This window comes from Streptomyces sp. Alt3, assembly GCF_030719215.1.
Taxonomy (GTDB): Bacteria; Actinomycetota; Actinomycetes; order Streptomycetales; family Streptomycetaceae; genus Streptomyces; species Streptomyces glycanivorans.
The window spans coordinates 2,278,776-2,295,673 of the sequence record NZ_CP120983.1 but is presented as its reverse complement, the minus strand read 5'-3'; the positions used below and the strand labels follow the sequence as shown (position 1 = coordinate 2,295,673).

The 16,898-nt window shown below is 72.3% G+C and carries 12 protein-coding genes; 7 read left to right on the top strand and 5 right to left on the bottom strand.

All coding sequences use genetic code 11. The features are described from left to right. Nucleotides 1-30 precede the first annotated feature (30 nt). The 7 genes from infB (at nt 31) to P8A20_RS09550 (ending at nt 10,947) form a co-directional block, all read left to right on the top strand. On the top strand, nt 31-3,162 hold the full coding sequence (gene infB / locus P8A20_RS09580) for a translation initiation factor IF-2 (protein ID WP_306103333.1): 3,132 nt from the start codon (nt 31-33) through the stop codon (nt 3,160-3,162). Between the two features lie 167 nt (nt 3,163-3,329). After that, the gene (locus tag P8A20_RS09575) at nt 3,330-3,626 is read left to right on the top strand and encodes a DUF503 domain-containing protein (RefSeq protein WP_147959760.1); all 297 of its coding nucleotides are present in this window, start codon (nt 3,330-3,332) and stop codon (nt 3,624-3,626) included. A gap of 26 nt (nt 3,627-3,652) precedes the next feature. Then, the gene (gene rbfA / locus P8A20_RS09570; protein WP_014153744.1) at nt 3,653-4,114 is read left to right on the top strand and encodes a 30S ribosome-binding factor RbfA; all 462 of its coding nucleotides are present in this window, start codon (nt 3,653-3,655) and stop codon (nt 4,112-4,114) included. Further along, a complete protein-coding gene (gene truB / locus P8A20_RS09565; protein WP_147959761.1) occupies nt 4,111-5,016 on the top strand; it encodes a tRNA pseudouridine(55) synthase TruB in 906 nt (301 codons plus the stop codon). The genes rbfA and truB overlap by 4 nt, the downstream gene beginning before the upstream one ends. A 208-nt stretch (nt 5,017-5,224) precedes the next feature. Further along, the gene (locus tag P8A20_RS09560; RefSeq protein ID WP_306103332.1) at nt 5,225-8,767 is read left to right on the top strand and encodes a trypsin-like peptidase domain-containing protein; all 3,543 of its coding nucleotides are present in this window, start codon (nt 5,225-5,227) and stop codon (nt 8,765-8,767) included. Between the two features lie 43 nt (nt 8,768-8,810). Next, entirely contained in the window at nt 8,811-9,764 is a 954-nt protein-coding gene (locus tag P8A20_RS09555; protein WP_147959763.1) for a bifunctional riboflavin kinase/FAD synthetase, read from the top strand. A gap of 76 nt (nt 9,765-9,840) precedes the next feature. Then, entirely contained in the window at nt 9,841-10,947 is a 1,107-nt protein-coding gene (locus tag P8A20_RS09550) for an XdhC family protein (RefSeq protein WP_306103331.1), read from the top strand. Here P8A20_RS09550 and P8A20_RS09545 read toward each other — a convergent pair. The 5 genes from P8A20_RS09545 to P8A20_RS09525 are packed head-to-tail and all read right to left on the bottom strand — an operon-like array spanning nt 10,944 to nt 16,895. Further along, the gene (locus P8A20_RS09545) at nt 10,944-11,954 is read right to left on the bottom strand and encodes an oligopeptide/dipeptide ABC transporter ATP-binding protein (protein ID WP_147959765.1); all 1,011 of its coding nucleotides are present in this window, start codon (nt 11,952-11,954) and stop codon (nt 10,944-10,946) included. The two genes, P8A20_RS09550 and P8A20_RS09545, sit on opposite strands and share 4 nt — an antisense overlap. Beyond that, a complete protein-coding gene (locus P8A20_RS09540; RefSeq protein ID WP_147959766.1) occupies nt 11,951-13,012 on the bottom strand; it encodes an ABC transporter ATP-binding protein in 1,062 nt (353 codons plus the stop codon). Before P8A20_RS09540 ends, P8A20_RS09545 begins: the two co-directional genes overlap by 4 nt. Beyond that, a complete protein-coding gene (locus tag P8A20_RS09535; RefSeq protein ID WP_147959767.1) occupies nt 13,009-13,929 on the bottom strand; it encodes an ABC transporter permease in 921 nt (306 codons plus the stop codon). The genes P8A20_RS09540 and P8A20_RS09535 overlap by 4 nt, the downstream gene beginning before the upstream one ends. Next, nucleotides 13,926-15,017, bottom strand: a complete 1,092-nt coding sequence (locus P8A20_RS09530; RefSeq protein ID WP_147959768.1) for an ABC transporter permease — start codon at nt 15,015-15,017, stop codon at nt 13,926-13,928. The genes P8A20_RS09535 and P8A20_RS09530 overlap by 4 nt, the downstream gene beginning before the upstream one ends. Nucleotides 15,018-15,020: 3 nt before the next feature. Continuing rightward, nucleotides 15,021-16,895, bottom strand: a complete 1,875-nt coding sequence (locus tag P8A20_RS09525) for an ABC transporter substrate-binding protein (protein WP_306103330.1) — start codon at nt 16,893-16,895, stop codon at nt 15,021-15,023. Nucleotides 16,896-16,898: the final 3 nt, after the last annotated feature.

Sequence of the window (16,898 nt, the reverse complement as noted above, 5' to 3'; positions counted from 1 at the left end):
CGGCGGTAACCCGGACCTAAAAGGAGCGAAGTGGCTAAGGTCCGGGTATACGAGCTCGCCAAGGAGTTCGGCGTGGAGAGCAAGGTCGTCATGGCCAAGCTCCAAGAACTCGGTGAATTCGTCCGTTCGGCGTCCTCGACGATCGAGGCGCCGGTTGTACGCAAACTGACTGACGCACTGCAGGGGCCCGGCGGCAACGCCGGCAAGTCCGCTGCAAAGCCTGGCGCGCCCCGCAAGGCCGCCCCCGCGAAGCCCGCAGCGCCGTCCCCGGCCGCCGCGGCACGTCCCGCTGCCCCGAAGCCCGGCGCCCCGGCCCCCAAGCCGGCCGCCGCGGAGACCCCGGCGAGCAGCACCCCCGCGGCGCCTTCCGCGCCGTCGGCCGGTCCCCGTCCGGGCCCCCGGCCCGCGCCGAAGCCCGCCCCGGTCACTCCCGTGCCCGCCGCGGAGTTCTCGGCTCCGGCTCCGGCCCAGCAGCCTGCCGCGCCGCAGCAGGCCCCCCGTCCCTCCGGCGCCACCCCCGGCCCCCGTCCCGCCCGTCCGGCTCCGGCCGGCGGTCAGCGTGACGGCGGTCAGCGTGATGGCGGTCAGCGTGACGGCGGCCGTGGCGGAGAGCGCGGCGGCGAGCGTGGCGGAGACCGTCCCGCACGTCCCGCGGGCCAGGGCGCACCGCGCCCCGGCGGCTCCCGTCCGGCCGGTCCCCGTCCGGGCAACAACCCCTTCACCTCCGGCGGCTCCACCGGCATGGCGCGCCCCCAGGCGCCCCGTCCCGGCGGTGCCCCGCGCCCCGGCGGCGGTCAGGAGCGCCCCGGCGCCCCGCGTCCGCAGGGTGGTCCCGGTGGCGCCCCGCGCCCCCAGGGCCAGGGTGGCGCACGTCCGAGCCCGGGCGGCATGCCCCGTCCGCAGGCTCCCCGTCCGGGCGGTGCCCCCGCGGGTAACCGTCCGAACCCCGGCATGATGCCGCAGCGTCCCGCTGCGGGCCCGCGTCCCGGCGGTGGCCCCGGCGGCGGCCGTGGTCCCGGTGGCGGCGGTGGCCGTCCCGGTGGCGGCGGCGGTCGTCCCGGTGGCGGCGGCTTCGCAGGCCGTCCGGCCGGTCCCGGTGGTGGCGGCGGCGGCTTCGCCGGCCGTCCCGGTGGTCCCGGTGGCGGTGGCGGCGCAGGCCGTCCCGGTGGTGGCGGCGGCTTCGGCGGTCGTCCCGGCTTCGGTGGACGTCCCGGCGGCCCGGGTGCCCGTGGTGGCACGCAGGGTGCGTTCGGCCGTCCCGGCGGTCCCGCGCGTCGTGGTCGCAAGTCGAAGCGTCAGAGGCGCCAGGAGTACGAGGCCATGCAGGCCCCGTCGGTGGGCGGCGTCATGCTGCCTCGCGGCAACGGGCAGGCTGTCCGGCTGTCGCGCGGTGCGTCCCTGACCGACTTCGCGGAGAAGATCAACGCCAACCCGGCGTCGCTCGTCGCCGTGATGATGAACCTCGGCGAGATGGTCACCGCCACGCAGTCGGTCTCCGACGAGACGCTGCGACTCCTCGCGGACGAGATGAACTACGTCCTGGAGATCGTCAGCCCGGAGGAGGAGGACCGCGAGCTGCTCGAGTCCTTCGACATCGAGTTCGGCGAGGACGAGGGCGGCGAAGAGGCCCTGGTCTCCCGTCCGCCGGTCGTGACCGTCATGGGTCACGTCGACCACGGTAAGACCCGACTGCTGGACGCGATCCGCAAGACGAACGTCGTCGCGGGCGAGGCCGGCGGCATCACGCAGCACATCGGTGCCTACCAGGTCTCCTCCGAGGTCAACGGCGAGGACCGCCGCATCACCTTCATCGACACCCCGGGTCACGAGGCGTTCACCGCCATGCGTGCACGTGGTGCGAAGTCCACCGACATCGCGATCCTCGTGGTGGCGGCGAACGACGGTGTGATGCCCCAGACGATCGAGGCGCTGAACCACGCCAAGGCGGCCGAGGTGCCGATCGTGGTCGCGGTCAACAAGATCGACGTCGAGGGCGCCGACCCGACCAAGGTGCGCGGCCAGCTCACCGAGTTCGGTCTGGTGGCCGAGGAGTACGGCGGCGACACGATGTTCGTCGACATCTCCGCCAAGCAGGGCCTCAACATCGAGGCTCTCCTGGAGGCCGTCGTCCTCACCGCCGACGCCTCGCTCGACCTGCGGGCCAACCCGGAGCAGGACGCGCAGGGTATTGCGATCGAGTCCCACCTCGACCGCGGCCGCGGTGCCGTCTCGACCGTGCTCGTCCAGCGCGGAACGCTGCGCATCGGCGACACGATGGTCGTCGGCGACGCGTACGGCCGTGTCCGGGCGATGCTCGACGACAACGGCAACAACGTCCAGGAAGCGGGTCCCTCGACCCCCGTCCTGGTCCTGGGTCTCACCAACGTCCCGGGTGCCGGCGACAACTTCCTGGTGGTCGACGAGGACCGTACGGCCCGTCAGATCGCCGAGAAGCGTGCCGCCCGTGAGCGCAACGCCAACTTCGCCCGCAAGGGCGTCCGGTTCTCCCTGGAGAACCTGGACGAGGCGCTCAAGGCCGGTCTGGTCCAGGAGCTCAACCTCATCATCAAGGGCGACGCGTCCGGTTCGGTGGAGGCCCTCGAGTCCTCGCTGCTCCAGCTCGACGTCGGCGAAGAGGTCGACATCCGGGTCCTGCACCGCGGTGTGGGTGCGGTCACCGAGTCGGACATCAACCTGGCGACCGGCTCCGACGCCATCGTGATCGGCTTCAACGTGCGCGCCGCAGGGCGTGCCGAGCAGATGGCCGAGCGCGAGGGCGTGGACGTCCGGTACTACTCGGTCATCTACCAGGCGATCGAAGAGATCGAAGCGGCCCTCAAGGGCATGCTCAAGCCGGAGTACGAAGAGGTCGAGCTCGGCACGGCGGAGATCCGCGAGATCTTCCGCTCGTCCAAGCTGGGCAACATCGCCGGTGTGCTGGTCCGCTCCGGCGAGGTCAAGCGCAACACCAAGGCGCGCCTGCTGCGCGATGGCAAGGTCATCGCGGAGAACCTCAACATCTCCGGTCTGCGTCGCTTCAAGGACGACGTCACCGAGATCCGCGAAGGCTTCGAGGGCGGTATCAACCTCGGAAACTTCAACGACATCAAGATCGACGACGTCATCGCGACGTACGAGATGCGCGAGAAGCCGCGAGGCTGATCAACGGGGAATCCCGGGGGGAGACCCCCGGGCTCTCCTGCACGGTCGGGGCCGGTCGACGGGTCGTATTTCCGTCGATCGGCCCCGGCCGTTCCGTGTACGGTTCTCGTGTCCCCGCCAAGCGATGGCGGGGCGCGAACCCGAACCGGCGGGACATCCGGACACACATGTACGTGGGGACTCTGTCCTTCGATCTGCTCCTCGGCGACGTACGGTCGTTGAAGGAGAAGCGTTCCGTCGTCCGCCCGATCGTCGCCGAGCTGCACCGCAAGTACGCGGTGAGTGTCGCGGAGACGGGTGGGCAGGACCTCTACCGCAGGGCCGAGATCGGTCTTGCCATGGTCTCCGGGGACACCGGGCACCTCACAGATGTACTCGACCGGTGCGAACGCATGATCGCGGGCCGGCCGGAGGTGGAGCTGCTGTCCGTACGGCGGCGGCTGCACAGCGACGAAGACGATTGAGCAAGGCTTAAGAAGGAGACGGACCAGTGGCCGACAACGCGCGGGCGAAGAAGCTGGCGGACCTCATCCAGGTGGTGGTCGCCGAGAAACTGCAGCGCGGTATCAAGGACCCGCGTCTGGGCACGCACGTGACCATCACGGACACCCGTGTCACCGGCGACCTGCGGGAGGCCACGGTCTTCTACACGGTCTACGGCGACGACGAGGAGCGGGCCAGCGCGGCCGCCGGACTGGAGAGCGCCAAGGGCATCCTGCGCTCGGCGGTCGGTGCCGCGGCGGGGACCAAGTTCACCCCGACCCTGGCCTTCGTGGCGGACGCCCTGCCGGACAACGCCAAGGCGATCGAGGACCTGCTCGACCGGGCACGTGCCTCGGACGCCAAGGTCCGCGAGGCGTCCTCGGGTGCCACCTACGCCGGCGGTGCGGACCCGTACCGCAAGCCGGAGGACGAGTCCGACGAGAACGACGGGGACTCGCCTTCCGCATGACGCAGAACAAGCAGGACAGGACGCCGGACGGCCTCGTCATCGTCGACAAGCCGTCCGGCTTCACTTCGCACGACGTCGTGGCCAAGATGCGCGGCATCGCCCGTACCCGGCGGGTCGGCCACGCCGGCACCCTGGACCCGATGGCGACCGGAGTCCTCGTACTCGGCGTGGAGAGGGCGACCAAGCTGCTCGGTCACCTCGCCCTGACCGAGAAGGAGTACCTGGGGACGATCCGGCTCGGCCAGGACACCGTCACCGACGACGCGGAGGGCGAGATCACCTCGTCCACCGACGCGTCCGGCGTGACCCGTGAGGGCATCGACGCCGGGGTAGCCGCGCTGACCGGCGAGATCATGCAGGTCCCGTCCAAGGTCAGCGCCATCAAGATCGACGGCAAGCGGTCGTACGCCCGGGTGCGCGGCGGCGAGGAGTTCGAGATCCCGGCCCGTCCGGTGACCGTCTCGTCCTTCCGGGTCTACGACGTCCGCGAGGCCGTCGCAGAGGACGGAACCCCGGTCGTCGACCTGGTCGTCTCCGTGGTCTGCTCCTCGGGAACGTACATCCGTGCCCTGGCCCGCGACCTCGGCGCAGGTCTCGGCGTCGGCGGGCATCTGACCGCGCTGCGGCGGACCCGCGTCGGGCCCTACGGCCTGGACGCGGCGCGCACCCTCGACCAGCACCAGCAGGAGCTGACCGTGATGCCGGTGGCCGAGGCCGCCGCCTCGGCCTTCCCCCGCTGGGACGTGGACGAGAAGCGGGCCAAGCTGCTGCTCAACGGCGTACGGCTGGACATGCCGTCGTATCCGCCGGGGGCGGTCGGGGTCTTCGGGCCCGACGGGACGTTCCTGGTGCTCGTGGAGGAACAGAAGGGCAAGGCCAGGAGTCTCGCCGTCTTCGCCTGACGCGAGCTCTGCGACTGCGGCCCTCGTGGAGCCGGCAGCCTCCCCCGGGGCGCCGGCTCCACGATCCCCCTCCCGCGACCATTCCTGTCCACCCGAACCCGCTGATTCACCCCAACGGGCGGGCGCTCGGAGTGACGGAGGGGTGTGAGGGGGGCGCTTCGGCCATTCGGGTTTCCTCCGTGGATCACCTGGGACCTACCGTCGGACCATGGGCAGCGGGGACCGGTCGAAACTTGTGCGTATCTGCGATCAGGCCAGGCCGCGGGGGACCGGATTCGTCGCGGACGACCGGGGCACGGTCGTCACCAGCCATCAGGCCGTCGCGCGCTCGCCGCACCTGACGCTGCACACCGCCGACGGCCGCAGCCGCGTGATCGACCCCGACGACATCACCGCGCTGCCCGCCCTGGGCCTGGCCCTGCTGCGCACCGGTGGCCCCGGGATCCTGGGGGTGGAGCCGCTCCCCATCGCCGTACGCGAGGAGATCGACACCGGCACCTACGTGCGGATCGCCGCCCACGGCTGGCGTGAGGCACGCGTCCTCGGCACGACTCCGGCGACCTACTCCGAGGGCGGGCGCGAGCACGCCGTGGACGGCGCGCTGGAGCTGGCCCTCGGGACGGACGGGCGCGACGCGCTGCGTTCCGGCGGAGCCGCCGTCGGCGGGCCCGTGACGGACCCGCGTACGGGCGCCGTCCTCGGCGTGCTCTCGACCGCGCTCAGCGCCGGGCGCGAGACCGCGGGGCTCGCCGTGCCACTGGCCCTCCAGGACGCCCCCGGGCCGCTCGCCGAGGTGCTCGGGCGCAACGCGAGCGCCGTCCCGGGGTTCGGCCGCCACCTCAATCTCGCGGGGGCACTGCAGCTGACCGCCACCTCCCTCGGGCAGGCGGACGGGCGGCCCTGTGACCCGGAGGCCGTCGAACGCCCGCAGGTCGGCGCGGAGTTCACCGCCTTCGAGACGGGCACGGGGCCCGTGCTGGGCCTGGTCGGCGCCCCGGGCAGCGGCCGTACCACGGAGCTCGCCGCCCTGGCCGCCCGCCGGGCCCGCGGCCCGGTGCCCGCCCTGACGCTCTGGCTCCGCGGAGCCGATCTGCTCGCCGACGACACCTCGGTGGCCGACGCGATGACCCGGACCCTGCAACGCTCCGGGCGGATCCTCACTGCCGCGGGGGCCCGCGGCGACATGGAGACGGCCACCCCGGAGCGGGTGGCGCGCCTCGCCGCGGCGTCCGGGAAGGCGCTCCTCGTCGTCGTCGACGGCCCGGAGGAGATGCCGCCCCTGCTGGCCCACCGCTTCGCCGGATGGGCAGGGGCGACCGCCGCATGGCTCCAGGCCCATGAGGTGCGGCTGCTCGTCGCCTGCCGCCCCGAGCACTGGGAGACCGCGGGCGCGCTGTATCCGGCGGACGCCCTGCACCGTCCGGAGCGTCCGGCGCGGGGCCTGCCGCCCGCCGTCCGGCTCGGCGACCTCACCGCGGAACAGGCCGAGCGGGCGTGGGAGCGGTACGGCATCCCGCCCGGCGCGATCGAACCCGGCCACGACCGGCATCCCCTCACCCTGCGCCTGCTGGCCGAGGTACGGGCGGCGCTGCCCCCCGACGTCCCGGGGCGTCCCGGGACCGAGGAAGTCTTTGCCGCGCACCTGGACCTCTCCTGCGTCCGCATCGCCGTCCGCATCGGGGCGCAGGCCGAGCCCGCGCTCCGGGGCACGGCGGTCCGCCGGCTGGCGGCGAAGGTGGCCGGCCAGGTCCACGAGGCGGCCAGGCGCTGCCTCGGCCCGGGACAGGGCGAGCTGGACCGGGCGTCGTTCGAGGAGATCTTCCCCTGGCGCACCGGGTGGGCCTCGGCGGTCCTCACAGAAGGGCTGCTGGTGCCCGCGGGAGCGGGCTACCGCTTCGCCCACGAGGAGCTGGGCGACTGGGTGCAGGGCGCGCACCTCGACCTGGACGCGGCGCTGTACTCGCTGGTCCACCGCTGGCACGCGGACGGCGAGCCGGTACCCGAGCCCGGCCCGCAGGATGCGGCCGAGCCCCGGAACCTCCCCGTGCCGCGCCACCGGACCGGCCCCGTGCTCCAGGCGATGCTCCTGCTGGAGCGGCGTCAGGGGCACGCGGCGCTGGCCCACCGGATGGCCGACCTGATCGAGGCGATGGACCGCCTGGCGTCCGGCACGGGGGAGCGGCTCACCGACGCCGCCTGGTGGGCGGCCCGTCTGCTCCGCGAGAGCCTCCTGAGGGTCCCGGACGCCCGGCCCTTCCTCGGGGTGCTGCGGGTACTGGCCGGACGGATCACCCGGCGTTCCCTGTCCGGCGGCGGGCCCGGGGCCCTCGGCCCCTACGCGGAGTTCGGGCCGTGGTTCTGGCGCCGCCTCCGGCTGGCCGAGGAGGACCGGACCGACCTGCTGCGCCGCCTCCTGCCGGCCGACGGAGCCCCCCGCGCGGACGGCGGCGAACGCTACCTCGACGCGGTGGCCCGGCGGCTGGCCGCCCACCCCGAGGCGGTCCAGCCTCTGCTGTGCCGCTGGTTCACGGACGAGAGCCCCCTGCCCGCCGAGGAGGGCGTGCCGATGCGGCTGACCGTGGCCGCCGCCGCCCAGGCACTCCTGTACGCCGGACGGGACCTCGCCGTCGACGACCTGACCGAGGCGCTCGTGGACACCCCCCACCCGCGCGCCGCCGAACTGCTCGCCACCCTCGCCGAGGACGAACCGGCCGCCCTGTGCGGGGCCCTGGACCGCTGGGCACGCGACGAGGACCGGCCCGCACGGCGCGCCGCCGCGGCCGTTCACCTCCCGCTCGTGGCCGCCCACACCCTCCACGACTCCGACCGAGCCCTGCTGCGCCGCACCGCGCTCACCCTGCTGGCCCGGCCGGACGACGCCGTCCTGCACGCCCAGGCGCTCACCGTCCTCGTACGCGATCCGGCGACGGGCGGCCGATATCTCCCACAGGCCCTGAGGGTCTTCGCCGCAGGTGACCCCCGGCTGCCGGTGACCCTGCTCACCGATGTGTTCCCCGAGTACCCCGAGCCGGTGCTTGCCGCGCTGCGCGCCCGTCTGTCGCTGCCGGGAGAGGCCGCCGACGGCGTGCTGCGGGACCTGGCCGCCCTGGACACCCCCGCCCTGGCCCTGCACGCCCCCGGACTCGTGCGCTGCTTCATCGACAGTCGGCCCGGCCCGGACGCCGCGGCGCAGGCCGCCTCCTACGTGGACCTCAGGCTGGAGCACGGCCCTGCCGCCCGGGCACTGCTCCTGCCCCTGATGACGGGCCTGCTGCGCGACCACCCGGCGCCGCCTCCCGTGCGTTCCGCGTTCGCCCGGGTCCTCGCCGCTCCGGGAACGCCCGCTTCGCGACCGCTGCGGGCAGAGCTGCTGGAGGTCCTGCTGGACTTCGAACAGGACACCGGCAGGGACCCCGAGGTCCTCGACGCCCTGCTGCGGGCGGCCGCCGCGGGCTCCCGACGCCGTCCCGAGGCCCGCACCCGGGCCCTGGTGCACCGCACCGGGACGCTCCTCGCGCGGACGGTGGAGGGCGCGGAACGGTTCGACCGGGGGCTGGCCGAACTCGCCCGGGACAATCCCGGATTCGCCGCCCTCGTCTCCCGGTGGCTGGCGGAAGCCCCGCAGGAATGGGCCGCCCTCGTGGGGCCCGCCGCACGGCTGACCGTGGAGGCGCCGGACGGACCGCGGTCCGCGATCCCCATGCCGATGCAGGCTGCGGGACGTGAGCATGGCAGTCTTAGACCTGCGTAATGGACATACACACGTACACAGGTTCGGGCGAGGAGCGGTCAGAGTGCACTGCTGGCGTGGCTTGGAGGACATCCCTGAGGACTGGGGACGCAGCGTCGTCACCATCGGGTCCTACGACGGGGTGCACCGCGGACACCAGCTGATCATCGGCCGTGCCGTGGAGCGGGCGCGTGAGCTCGGCGTCCCCTCGGTCGTCGTCACCTTCGACCCGCACCCCAGCGAGGTCGTCCGCCCCGGCACGCACCCGCCGCTGCTGGCCCCGCACCAGCGCCGTGCCGAGCTGATGGCCGGGCTGGGGGTGGACGCGGTGCTGATCCTGCCGTTCACCGCCGCGTTCTCGCAGCTCTCGCCCGCCGACTTCATCGCGAAGGTGCTCGTCGACAAGCTCCACGCGAAGCTGGTCATCGAAGGCCCCAACTTCCGGTTCGGACACCGCGCGGCCGGCAACGTCACGTTCCTCGCCGAGCTCGGTGCGACGTACGACTACGGGACCGAGGTCATCGAGCTCTACGTCAGCGGTGAGGCGGGCGGCGGCGAGCCGTTCTCCTCGACGCTCACCCGCCGCCTGATCGCCGAGGGCGACGTCGCGGGGGCCGCGGAGATCCTCGGCCGCCCGCACCGCGTCGAGGGCGTCGTGGTGCGCGGTGCCCAGCGCGGGCGCGAGCTCGGATTCCCCACGGCGAACGTCGAGACCCTGCCGCACACCGCGATCCCCGCCGACGGCGTCTACGCCGGCTGGCTCACCGTCGACGGCGAGGCGATGCCCGCCGCGATCTCCGTGGGAACCAACCCGCAGTTCGACGGCACGGAGCGGACCGTCGAGGCGTACGCCATCGACCGCGTCGGTCTGGACCTGTACGGACTGCACGTGGCCGTGGACTTCCTGGCCTACGTGCGCGGAATGCTGAAGTTCGAGTCGATCGACGACCTTCTCGTGGCGATGGCCGCCGACGTGAAGCGGTCGAGCGAGCTGATCGCGGCATACGAACGGGACTGACCCCCTCCTGTGGTGCCCGGGCCGGCACCGGGGCATCCTCGTGGGCAGGAGCCGTCAGCCCGGGAGGAGTCCGCACGTGCGTGAGCTGCTGCCTGAACTGCGCGACTGGCTGACCGCCGGTACGCCCTTCGCCCTCGCCACCGTCGTCGCGGTCCGGGGCAGCGCGCCCCGCGCCCCGGGCGCCACGATGGCGGTGGCCGCCACCGGTGCGGTGGCCGGCAGTGTCTCCGGGGGGTGCGTGGAGAGCGATGTGTACGAGGTCGCCACCGAGACGCTCACCACGGGCCTCGCGGAGCTGCGGACCTACGGCATCAGCGACGACGAGGCATTCGGCGCCGGGCTGACCTGCGGTGGCACGATCGACGTCCTGGTGCGGCCCTACGTCGCGCCGGCGGACCGGGACGCACTGCGGGAACTCGTCGACACCGTCGCCGCCGGGGAGCCCGTCGCTCTCGCCACCGTGGTGTCCGGAGCCGCGCGGCTGGGTGCCCGCCTGCTGGTCCGGAACGGCCGGACCGACGGCTCGCTCGGCGACGAGGGGCTCGACGCCGCCGTCACCGACGACGCGCGCGGACTGCTCGCCCAGGGAGCCACCGGCGGCATCCGGTACGGCGCACACGGGGAACGCCGGATGCAGGACGTCACCGTCTTCGTCCAGACGTACGCCCCCGCCCCCCGCATGCTCGTCTTCGGAGCCATCGACCACGCCGCGGCCACCGCGAGGATCGGCTCCTTCCTCGGCTACCGCGTGACGGTGTGCGACGCCCGCCCGGCCTTCGCCACCCGGGAACGTTTCCCCACGGCCGACGAGGTCGTCTGCGCCTGGCCGCACACCTACCTGGAATCGACCCCGGTGGACGCGCGCACGGTCGTCTGCGTCCTGACCCACGACCCGAAGTTCGACGTGCCCCTGCTCGCCGCGGCGCTGCGGACCCCCGCCACGTACATCGGGGTGATGGGCAGCCGCCGCACCCACGCCGACCGGCTCGCCCGGCTGCGGGAGGCCGGGGTGGACGAGGCGGGACTGGCCCGCCTCGCCTCACCCGTCGGCCTCGACCTCGGAGCCCGGACGCCGGAGGAGACTGCTGTCTCCATCGCCGCCGAGATCATCCAGCACCGCTGGGGCGGCACGGGCCGGCCCCTGGCCGAACTGTCCGGGGCCATCCATCACGCCCCGCTCTAGACCGCCTCGGCCACCCCGGCCGTCCCCGCCGCCACCCAGTGGCAGGCGACCTGGGTACGGCCGCCCCCCTCCAGTACCGGCAGATCCTTCGTGCGGCACGCGTCCGCAACGCCCGCCCGCTCCGCCTCACCCGAGGCGAGCACCTGGCAGCGGGCGTGGAAGCGGCAGCCGGACGGGACCTTCGAGGGATCCGGCGGCTCACCCGTCAGGATCACCGGCTCGCCGTCCGCCTCGGGCAGCACGGACAGAAGGGCCCGGGTGTACGGGTGCCGGGGAGCCGTCAGGATCTGCTCCACGTCACCCGTCTCCACGATCCGGCCGAGGTACATCACCGCGACCCGGTCCGCGATGTTCCACGCCAGACCCAGATCGTGCGTCACCACCAGGGCCGACAGCCCCAGTTCGTCACGCAGCCTCAGCAGCAGGGCCAGGATCTCGCCGCGGACGGATGCGTCCAGCGACGCCACGGGCTCGTCCGCGACGATGAGCTCCGGCTCCAGGACCAGCGCGCCCGCGATCACGACGCGCTGACGCTGTCCGCCGGACAGCTCGTGCGGATACCGCAGGAGGAAGCGCTCCGGAGGCCGCAGCCCCGCGCGCGCCAGCGCCCCGGACACCGCCGCCCCCTCGTCACCGGTGTAGCCGTGGATGCGCAGGCCCTCCGCCACGGCGTCGTACACCGTGTGGCGGGGGTTGAGGGAGCCACTGGGATCCTGGAGGACCAGCTGCACCCGCTTGCGGTACGCCTTCAGTGCGCGGCCCGTGTAGTTCAGGGGCTCGCCGCCGAAGGTGACCCGGCCGGCGGTGGGAGGCACCAGGCCGAGCAGCGACCGGGCCAGCGTCGTCTTCCCGCAGCCCGACTCGCCGACCAGGGCGACGATCTCGCCGGGACGGATGTCGAGGTCGACCCCGTCGACCGCACGCGCGGTCGCCGCCCCGCGACGGCCCGGGAAGGCGACCTCCAGCGACTGGGCGCTGAGCAGGGGGGCCGGGGGAGTGGTGGTCATGAGGTGCTCCTTGCTTCCTCGGTGCCGTCGAGCGGACCGGGCGCGGCCGTGACCTCCGGCTCCACCAGCACACAGGCGGCACGCCGGGACGGACCGGCCGGACGCAGTTCCTGGTCCTCGGTGGCGCAGGAGTCCAGCGCAGCCGTGCAGCGCGGATGGAACGTACAGCCCGAGGGCAGCGCGGAGGGGTCCGGCGGGTCACCGGGCAGTCCTCGTGGCGCGTGCCGGGACGCGAGGTCCCCGATGCGGGGGAAGGCGGCCGACAGGGCACTGCCGTAGGGGTGCCTGGCGTTTTCGTAGACCTGCTTGGCCGGGCCCTCCTCGACGACCCGGCCGGCGTACATCACCGCCAGTCGGTCGCAGGTGTCGGACAGCACCGCCAGGTCGTGGCTGATCATGATCAGACCGAGGTCCTGGTCGCTGACGAGCTGTTCGATGAGCCGCAGGATCTGCGCCTGGATCATCACGTCGAGTGCGGTCGTGGGCTCGTCGGCGATGATCAGCCGAGGATCGCAGGCCAGCGCCATCGCGATCATCACGCGCTGGCGCTGGCCGCCGGACAGCTCGTGCGGATAGGCGTCCGCGCGCGCGGCCGGCAGCCCCACCTGCTCCAGCAGCTCACCGGCGCGCCGACGGGCTTCGGCCGGGGTCGCCTTGCTGTGCAGGAGGATCGGTTCCGCGATCTGGTCCCCGATGCGGTGCACCGCGTTCAGCGAGTGCATCGCGCCCTGGAACACGATCGAAGCCCCCGCCCAGCGCACGGCGCGCAGCCGTCCCCACTTCATGGTGAGGACGTCCTCACCGTCCAGCAGGATCTCGCCGCTCAGGGTCGCGGACGCGGGCAGGAGACGCAGCAGGGCGAGCGCCAGCGTCGACTTCCCGCAGCCGGACTCCCCGGCGATGCCGAGCTTCCGGCCCGCCTCCACCCGTAGGTCGACACCCCGGACGGCGGGGACGGCCGACGCCCCGGAGCCGTAGGTGACGTGCAGGTTTCGGACGTCGAGCAACGGCTGCCCGGTCTCCGGCTTCGGGACGCTCTCGGTTTTCACGGCGGTCAACGGGACACCCCCAGCTTGGGGTTGAGCACGGACTCGACGGTGCGGCCGCACAGCGTGAACGCGAGGGCGACGACCGCGATGGCGAGTCCGGGCGGAGCGAGGTACCACCAGTTGCCGGAGCTGACCGCCCCGGCCTCACGGGCGTCCTGGAGCAGCCCGCCCCAGGAGACGATCGTCGGATCGCCCAGCCCGAGGAAGGCGAGAGTCGCCTCGGTGAGGATGGCGGTGGAGATCACCAGCGTGGTCTGTGCGAGCACCAGCGGCATCACATTGGGCAGGACATGACGGGACATGATGTGGCCGTGCCCGCCGCCGAGCGCCTTGGAGCGCTCGATGTACGGACGGGACTCCACGGACAGCGTCTGCGCCCGCACGAGCCGCGCGGTCGTCGGCCAGGTCGTCACCCCGATGGCGAGGATCGTCGTCCAGAGCGAACGCGAGAGCACGGTGGCCAGCGCGATGGCGAGCACCAGCGTCGGCATCACCAGGAACCAGTCGGTGATCCGCATGACGACGTTGCCGTACCAGCCCTTGAAGTGGCCCGCGGTGATACCCACCAGGGTCCCGATGGCCACCGAGAGGAACGCGGCCAGCAGACCGACCGTCAGCGAGACCCTGGTCCCCCACACCAGCAGGGCGAGCAGGCTGCGGCCGAACTGGTCGGTGCCCAGCGGGAAATCGGCGCTCGGTGACTCCAGGGGTCCGCCCGGAGCGGCGGTGACGCTCTGCGAGTCCGCGCCGACCAGCAGCGGCGCGGCCAGTGCCGTCAGGGCGATCACCGCGAGCACGGCGAGGCCGGCCAGGCCCGCGCGGTGTCCGCGGTACTGCTGCCAGAAGCGGGCCGCGGCCTGGCGGCGGCGGGCCCAGGCCAGCGCGCGCGGGCCGGCGATCCGTGCGGCGTCGGTCGTGGTCGTCATCGGCCCACCCGGGGATCGAGGAGCGGATAGATCACATCGGCGAGCGTGTTCATCAGGATCACCGCGGCGGCGAAGATGAAGAACAGCGCCTGCACCAGTGGCAGGTCGGGAACGCTCAGCGCCTGGTAGAACAGTCCGCCCAGGCCCGGCCAGGAGAACACCGTCTCGACCAGGATGGCGCCCGCGACCGTGTTGCCCAGGTTGACGAAGAGCAGGGTCACCGTCGGAAGCATCGCGTTCGGGACGGCGTGCCGGCGGCGCACCAGGTCGTCCCGGAGGCCCTTCGCCCGTGCCGTCGTCAGGTAGTCGCTGCCCATCTCGTCGAGCAGGGAGGAACGCATCACCAGCAGGGTGCGCGCGTACTCGACGGCGACGAGGGTGACGACCGGAAGCACGAGGTGATGGGCCACGTCCAGGACGTAGGCGAAACCGCTCTCGCTCCCGGACTCCATGCCGCCCGTCGGGAACATGCCGGGGACGGGCCCGATGCCGACCGACAGGGTGACGATCAGGAGCAGGCCGAGCCAGAACGAGGGCACCGAGTACAGCGTGAGGGCGAAGGCCGTGTGGAAGCGGTCGCCGGCCGAGCCGTTGCGCCAGGCGGACCTGGCACCCAGCCAGATGCCGATCGCCGTGTAGATCACGAACGCCGTGCCGGTCAGCAGCAGCGTCGCGGGTAGCGCCTCGGTGATCTTGTCCATGACCGGCGCGCGGAACTGGTACGACGTACCGAAGTCCCCGGTCAGGGCCTTGCCGCAGTAGTCGGTGAACTGCTGCCAGAGCGGCAGGTCCAGGCCGAACTCCTTTCGCATCGCGGCGATCTGTTCGGTCGAGACCTGCCGGCCGCCGGTCATCTGCTTGACCGGGTCACCGGGGATCAGACGGAACAGGAAGAAGCTGGTGACGAGCACGGCGAACAGCGAGACGGCCGCACCGGCCAGCTTGCCCGCCGTGTAGCGGAGATAAGCGGTCGTGCTGCGGGCGCGTGGACTGCGGGCCGACGGCCCGGCCGGAGCCGGGCCGTCGGTCTGCACAGCGTCAACGCCCGCCGCGCCCTTCAGGAGCGCGGGAGTGCTTTCTGTGCTCATGGACTATTCACGGTCTTCCGCGGTGGAACGACGACGCATGGCGAACAGCAGTCCGCCACCGGCGAGGACGACTACGGCGACACCGACCCCGATGAGGACTCCGGTGGAGCTGCCGCCGCCGTCGGACGAGTCGCCCGACGCACCGGCTGCCGGGACCGCCGACCACCAGCTCCAGTAACCGTCCTGACCGTAGATGTTGCCCGCGGCCGCGGGCATGGTCGTGATGGACTTGATCTGATCGGTGCGGTAGGCCTCGACGGCATTCGGGTACGCCATGACATTCATGTACCCCAGGTCGTACAGCCGCGACTCCATCTGCTTCACGAGGTCGGCCCGTTTGGCGGGGTCGTACTCCGCCAGCTGCTTCGCGTAGAGCTCGTCGTACTGCTTGTCGCAGATGAAGTTGTCGGTCGCCGCGGTCTCCTTCGCCTTGGCCGGCAGCGCGGCGCAGGTGTGGATCGACATGACGAAGTCCGGGTCCGGGTTGACGGACCAGCCGTCGAAGGCGAGGTCGTACTCACCGGCGTACCAGGGGTCGGAGACGTTGTCGAGACAGTCGACCTTCAGACCGATGCCCAGCTCGCCCCACCACTCCTGGAGGTACTTGCCGATGGCCTTGTCGTTCGGGTCGGTGGCGTGGCACAGGATGCGGAAGTCGAGCGGCTTGCCGTCCTTCCCGGTCCGCTTGCCCGCGCTGTTCTTACTGTAGCCGGCCTCGTCGAGGAGGGCGGCGGCCTTCGCCGGGTCGTAGGCGAGCTTCTGCTCGGCCGACGGCTTCCAGAAGTACGAGCCGTAGCGCGGCGGGATGTAGCCCTCACCCTCCATGGCGTAACCCTGGAAGACCTTGTCGATGATCGTCGTGCGGTCCACCGACATGAACAGCGCCTGACGGACATTCTGGTCCTGGAGCGCCGCGTGCCCGTCGCCGAACTTCTTGCCGTCCTTGGTCTGCGCGCCGGGGTTGGTCGCCAGCGCGTAGAAGCGGCGGCCGGGGGCGTCGTTGACCTTGATGTCCGCGGTGGTCTTCAGCGACGCGGCCTGCGCGGGGGTCAGACTCGGGCTTCCCGCGACGAAGGAAACTTCACCCTTTCGGAGGGCGGCGACGGCAGCGTCCTGGTCCTTGTAGTAGCGGAAGACCAGCTCGTCGAACTTGGGAGCGCCCCGCCAGAAGTCCTTGTTGGCTTTCAGCTTCACATAGCTGTCGACCTTGTAGTCCGTCAGGATGAAAGGCCCGTTGCCGACGATGGGGAACTTCGTGTCGTTGTTGAACTTCGAGAAGTCGCCGACCTCCTCCCAGACGTGCTTGGGCACGATGGGAACGTCCAGCGCCGTCATCGTGGCCTGAGGCTGCTTCAGCTCTATGACCAGCTTGTCCGGGCCGGTGGCGGTCACCTTCTTGAAGTTGCTGACGAAGCTGCCGTTCGAGGTGGCCGCACCCTCGTCGGTCATCATCGTGTTGAAGGTCCACGCCGCGTCCTCGGCGGTGGCCTTCTTGCCGTCGGACCACTTCGAGTCCGACCGGATGGTGTACGTCCACGTCAGCTTGTCCGCCGAGGTCTCCCACTTCGTGGCGAGCCCGGGGATCGTGTGGTTGTCCTTGGCGTCGTAGTTGGTGAGGTAGTCGTACATCAGGCGGTGGATGCTCGTGGAGAGCAGGCGCTGCGCGAGGAACGGGCTCAGGGAGTCGACGCTCTGGGCGACCGCGACCGTGAGGGTCGACTTCCCGTCGGCGGCCTGCGCCTCCTGCGGGGCGGGGCCGAACGGGTGCCCGGGGACGACCGATCCGGCGGCCAGCGCCAGGGCGGCGGCTCCGGAGGCGAGAAGAACGCGCAGACGGCCGCGTGGGCGGGAGGAACGTGGAGGGAATCTTCTGACCATGGA

Excerpts from the sequence above, each read along its gene's own strand:
- P8A20_RS09575 (WP_147959760.1), top strand. The coding sequence starts at position 3,330 with ATGTACGTGGGGACTCTGTCCTTCGATCTGCTCCTCGGCGACGTACGG.
- truB (WP_147959761.1), top strand. The coding sequence starts at position 4,111 with ATGACGCAGAACAAGCAGGACAGGACGCCGGACGGCCTCGTCATCGTC.
- P8A20_RS09560 (WP_306103332.1), top strand. The coding sequence starts at position 5,225 with ATGGGCAGCGGGGACCGGTCGAAACTTGTGCGTATCTGCGATCAGGCC.
- P8A20_RS09545 (WP_147959765.1), bottom strand. The coding sequence starts at position 11,954 with ATGACCACCACTCCCCCGGCCCCCCTGCTCAGCGCCCAGTCGCTGGAG.
- P8A20_RS09535 (WP_147959767.1), bottom strand. The coding sequence starts at position 13,929 with ATGACGACCACGACCGACGCCGCACGGATCGCCGGCCCGCGCGCGCTG.
- P8A20_RS09530 (WP_147959768.1), bottom strand. The coding sequence starts at position 15,017 with ATGAGCACAGAAAGCACTCCCGCGCTCCTGAAGGGCGCGGCGGGCGTT.
- P8A20_RS09525 (WP_306103330.1), bottom strand. The coding sequence starts at position 16,895 with ATGGTCAGAAGATTCCCTCCACGTTCCTCCCGCCCACGCGGCCGTCTG.